Origin of the sequence: Saccharomonospora halophila 8 (genome assembly GCF_000383775.1) — a bacterium.
In the GTDB taxonomy this organism is placed as follows: domain Bacteria; phylum Actinomycetota; class Actinomycetes; order Mycobacteriales; family Pseudonocardiaceae; genus Saccharomonospora; species Saccharomonospora halophila.
This window is the reverse complement of sequence record NZ_KB912499.1, coordinates 48335-52977: the sequence shown is the minus strand read 5'-3', so window position 1 is coordinate 52977 and position 4643 is coordinate 48335. Positions and strand designations below refer to the sequence as shown.

Below are 4643 nucleotides of genomic sequence, written 5' to 3'. Positions count from 1 at the left end.
AATCGCCTCCGGCGGCGTGCCCACCACGGGCACCCCGGCGTCGGCGAGCCGCTGCGCCAGCCCCAGCGGCGTCTGCCCGCCGAGCTGCACGATCACCCCGGCGACCTCGCCGGAGGCCTGTTCGGCGTGCACGACCTCCAGCACGTCCTCGAATGTCAGCGGTTCGAAGTACAGCCGGTCGGAGGTGTCGTAGTCGGTGGAGACCGTCTCCGGGTTACAGTTGACCATCACGGTCTCGAATCCGGCCTCGCGCAGGGCGAGCGCGGCGTGCACGCACGAGTAGTCGAACTCGATGCCCTGCCCGATCCGGTTCGGCCCCGACCCGAGGATCAACACCTTCGGCCGCTCGGTCTGGGCGACGACCTCGGACTCCGCCGCCGGATCCCGTTCGTAGGCCGAGTAGTGGTACGGGGTGCGCGCCTCGAACTCGGCGGCGCAGGTGTCCACGGTCTTGAACACCGGGCGGACACCGAGCCGGTGGCGCAGCGCCCGCACGCCGTCCTCCCCCGCCAGTTCGGGCCGCAGCGCGGCGATCTGCCGGTCGGACAGGCCGATCCGCTTGGCCCGGCGCAGCAGACCGGTCTCCAGCACCGGCGCCTCGGCCACCTCGGTGCCGACCTCGCCGATCAGCGCGACCTGGTCGAGGAACCACGGGTCGATCCCGCTGGCCTCGTGGACCTGCTCCGGGGTGGCGCCCAGCCGCAGCGCCCGTTCGGCGGTGTAGAGCCTGCCCTCGTGCCCGGTGCGCAACCACTCCAGGGTCGTGGCGAGGTCGACGCCCTCGGGGTCGGGCCGGGTCCAGAACCCGACCGCCTTCGTCTCCAGCGACCGCATCGCCTTGTTCAGCGCCTCGGTGAAGCTGCGGCCCAGCGACATGGCCTCGCCGACGCTCTTCATCGTGGTGGTCAGGCCGGGATCGGCGCCGGGGAACTTCTCGAAGGCGAACCGCGGCGTCTTGACCACCACGTAGTCGAGCGTGGGCTCGAACGACGCCGGGGTCTCGCCGGTGATGTCGTTGCTGATCTCGTCGAGGGTGTAGCCGATGGCCAGCCGCGCGGCGATCTTGGCGATCGGGAAGCCGGTCGCCTTCGACGCCAGCGCCGAGGACCGGGACACCCGGGGGTTCATCTCGATGACGACCATGCGCCCGTCCGCGGGGTCGACCGCGAACTGGATGTTGCAGCCGCCGGTGTCCACCCCGACCTCGCGCAGCACCGCGATGCCGACGTCGCGCATGTGCTGGTACTCGCGGTCGGTCAGCGTCATCGCGGGCGCCACCGTCACCGAGTCGCCGGTGTGCACGCCCATCGGGTCGACGTTCTCGATCGAGCACACGACCACCACGTTGTCGTGCCGGTCGCGCATGAGCTCCAGCTCGTACTCCTTCCAGCCGAGCACGCTCTCCTCGATCAGCACCTCGGTGACCGGGCTCTCCTCCAGCCCGAGCGAGGCCATGCGCTCCAGCTCGTCGGCGGTGTGCGCCATACCGGAGCCCAGCCCGCCCATCGTGAACGACGGCCGGATGACCACCGGCAGGCCCAGCTCGGCCACGACCTCGCGGACCTCGTCCATCGAGTGGCACACCGCGCTGCGCGGCACCCCACCGCCCACCGAGGCGGCGATGTCCTTGAACTTCTGCCGGTCCTCGCCCCGCTGGATCGCGTCGACGTCGGCACCGATCAGTTCGACGCCGTACTTCTCCAGGACCCCGCGTTCGTACAGGTCCACCGCGCAGTTCAGCGCGGTCTGCCCGCCGAGCGTGGCCAGCAGGCAGTCCACCGGACGGCCCTGCTCCTGCTCGGCGGCCAGCACCTTCTCGACGAAGTCGGGGGTGACCGGTTCCACGTAGGTGGAGTCGGCGAACTCGGGGTCGGTCATGATCGTGGCCGGGTTCGAGTTGACCAGACTCACCCGCATCCCCTCGGCGCGCAGGACACGGCACGCCTGGGTACCGGAGTAGTCGAACTCGGCGGCCTGGCCGATCACGATCGGGCCCGACCCGATGACGAGCACGTGCTCCAGGTCAGTGCGTTTGGGCATGGCGGGCCTCCATCAGCGTCACGAACTCGTCGAACAGCGGCGCCGCGTCGTGCGGGCCCGCCGCGGCCTCCGGGTGGTACTGCACGGAGAACGCGGGCACGTCGGAGCAGCGCAGCCCCTCCACGGTCCCGTCGTTGGCGCAGTGATGGCTCACCCGGGCCGTCCCGAACGGTGAGTCGAAGCGTTGTCCGGGCTCGCCCTCCAGGGCGAACCCGTGGTTCTGGGCGGTGATCGCGACCCGCCCGGTGGCGGCGTCGAGCACCGGGATGTTGATGCCCCGGTGGCCGAACCGCATCTTGTACGTCCCCAGCCCGAGGGCGCGGCCGAGGATCTGGTTGCCGAAGCAGATGCCGAACAGCGGGATCTCCCGGGCGAGCACCTGCCGGGTCAGCTCGATCGCCGCGGTCTGGGTCTCCGGGTCACCGGGGCCGTTGGACAGGAACACCCCGTCCGGGGCGACGGCGAGGAGCTCGTCCACGGTGCTGCCCGAGGGCAGCACGTGCAGTTCGACGCCCCGGTCGGCGAGCTGGCGGGGGGTGTTCGTCTTGATGCCGAGGTCGAGCGCGGCGACCCGGAAGCGGGTCTCGCCACGGGGAGGGACGACGTAGCTCTCCGCCGTGCTGACCTCGCCCGCCAGGTCGGCACCCCGCATCGGCGCGCTCGCGCGCACCGCCTCCAGCATGGCCGCGTCGGTGACGAGGGCGTCACCGGAGAACACGCCCGCGCGCATCGCGCCGTGCTCGCGGATGTGCCGGGTCAGGGTGCGGGTGTCCACCTCGGCGATGCCCACGACCCCCTGGTCGGTGAGCGCGTCGTCGAGCGAGCGCGTGGACCGCCAGTTCGACGCCCTCCGCGCCGGGTCGCGCACCACGTAGCCCGCGACCCGGATCCGGTCGGACTCGTCGTCCTCGTCGTTCCAGCCGGTGTTGCCGATCTGCGGCGCCGTCTGCACCACGATCTGCCGGTGGTACGACGGGTCGGTCAGGGTCTCCTGGTAGCCGGTCATGCCGGTGGTGAACACGACCTCGCCGAGGGTGCGTCCGCGCGCTCCGTAGGCGGCGCCCCGGAAGATCCGGCCGTCCTCCAGCACGAGCGCGGCGTCGGTGGTTGCGACGGTCATACCTGGGCACCTCCCGTGACCCGGTCGATCCAGTGCGGGTAGGCGGCGAGGTCGTCGCCGCGCAGGCCGGTGTCCAGGACGACGCCGTCCAGGCGCCAGGTGAACACCAGCAGGCTGTCGGTGCCCATCACCTTGCCCGCCATTCCTTTCGCTGTCGTGACGTCGACGACGTCCGCGCGCGGGATCCAGAAACCCGGTGCGCCGCGTCGGTCGACCTCGATGCCGTCGGGGTACAGCCGCAGGGTCGCGGGACCGCGCATGCCCGCACCGCGGGTGACGACCCGGTCCTGCCAGTGCCCCGAGCGGGTGGTGCTGACGTAGATCCCGCTTGTGGTCAGCAGCGGATCACCCGGGTCGGAGGGCACCTCCGGGAACGGGGGGATCCGCACGCTCTGCGTGCGGGCCTGCCGCCGCCAGCCGCGCCACATGCCGTACAGACACAGGGCGAAGAACGCGAAAACCAGCAACGTCAGTGCGATTCTGTCCATGACCCGATCCCGTCCATCACACAGTCTTCCCTTCGCGCGAGGTGAGACGCCCGCGCAGCAGCGTGGCGCGCACCACGCCGGGCAGCCGCAGACCCTCGTACGGGGTGTTCGCGGCCACACTGGCCAACTCCGCGCCGCGCACGGTCCACTCGGCCTCGGGGTCCACCACGACCAGGTTCGCCGGTTCCCCCACCGCGAGCGGCCTGCCCTGGTCCGGCAGGCCCACGATCTCCGCGGGGCGTTCGCTCAGCACCCGCGCCACGCCGCGCCAGTCGAGCAGTCCGGTGCGCACCATCGTGTGCGTCACCACCGACAGCGCCGTCTGCAGCCCCAGCATTCCCGGCGGGGCGGCGGCCCACTCGCGGTCCTTGTCCTGCACCGCGTGTGGGGCGTGGTCGGTGGCCACGCAGTCCAGCAGGCCGTCGGCCAGCGCCTGCCGCAGACGGGCGGTGTCCGCGTCGGTGCGCAGCGGCGGGTTGACCTTGTTCACCGGGTCGTGGGTGCCCAGCCGCTCGTCGGTGAGCAGCAGGTGGTGCGGGGTGACCTCGGCCGACACCGCGGTGCCCAGCCCCTTCGCCCAGTCCAGCACGTCCACGGTACCCGTGGCCGAGACGTGGCAGACGTGCAGCCGCGCCCCCGCGTGCCGGGCGAGGACGCAGTCGCGGGCCACCACCGACTCCTCCGCGGACGGCGGCCATCCGGTGTAGCCCAGCCGCGCCGCCCGCTCACCCTCGTGGGCCTGGGCGCCGACGGTGAGCCGGGGGTCCTCGGCGTGCTGGGCGACGACGATCCCGAGCGCGGTCGAGTACTCCAGCGCGCGCCGCATCAGCAGCGGGTCGGCCACACAGCGGCCGTCGTCGGAGAACATCCGCACCCCGGCCGCCGAGCGGGCCATCCGTGCCCATCTCGGCCAGCCGTTCGCCGGCGAGCCCGACGGTCACCGCCCCGACGGGGTGCACGTCGACCAGGCCGGTCTCCCGGCCCCGCCGCCGCAC

General features: G+C 72.2%; 3 protein-coding genes and 1 pseudogene. All 4 read right to left on the bottom strand.

Features of this window, described 5'->3' with window-relative positions; genetic code table 11:
- A partial coding sequence (gene carB, locus SACHA_RS0104945; protein ID WP_019807643.1) for a carbamoyl-phosphate synthase large subunit occupies positions 1 to 2040 on the bottom strand: 2040 nt, incomplete at its 3' end.
- Positions 2024 to 3160: a glutamine-hydrolyzing carbamoyl-phosphate synthase small subunit gene (gene carA / locus SACHA_RS0104940; protein ID WP_019807642.1), complete on the bottom strand. Its 1137-nt coding sequence runs from the start codon at positions 3158 to 3160 to the stop codon at positions 2024 to 2026. The genes carB and carA, both read right to left, overlap by 17 nt.
- Positions 3157 to 3648, bottom strand: coding sequence for a PH-like domain-containing protein (locus SACHA_RS0104935; RefSeq protein ID WP_019807641.1), 492 nt, complete (start codon positions 3646 to 3648; stop codon positions 3157 to 3159). Before SACHA_RS0104935 ends, carA begins: the two co-directional genes overlap by 4 nt.
- Before the next feature lie 16 nt (positions 3649 to 3664).
- Positions 3665 to 4643 (bottom strand): annotated as a pseudogene (locus SACHA_RS20335) (dihydroorotase); the annotation flags it as partial.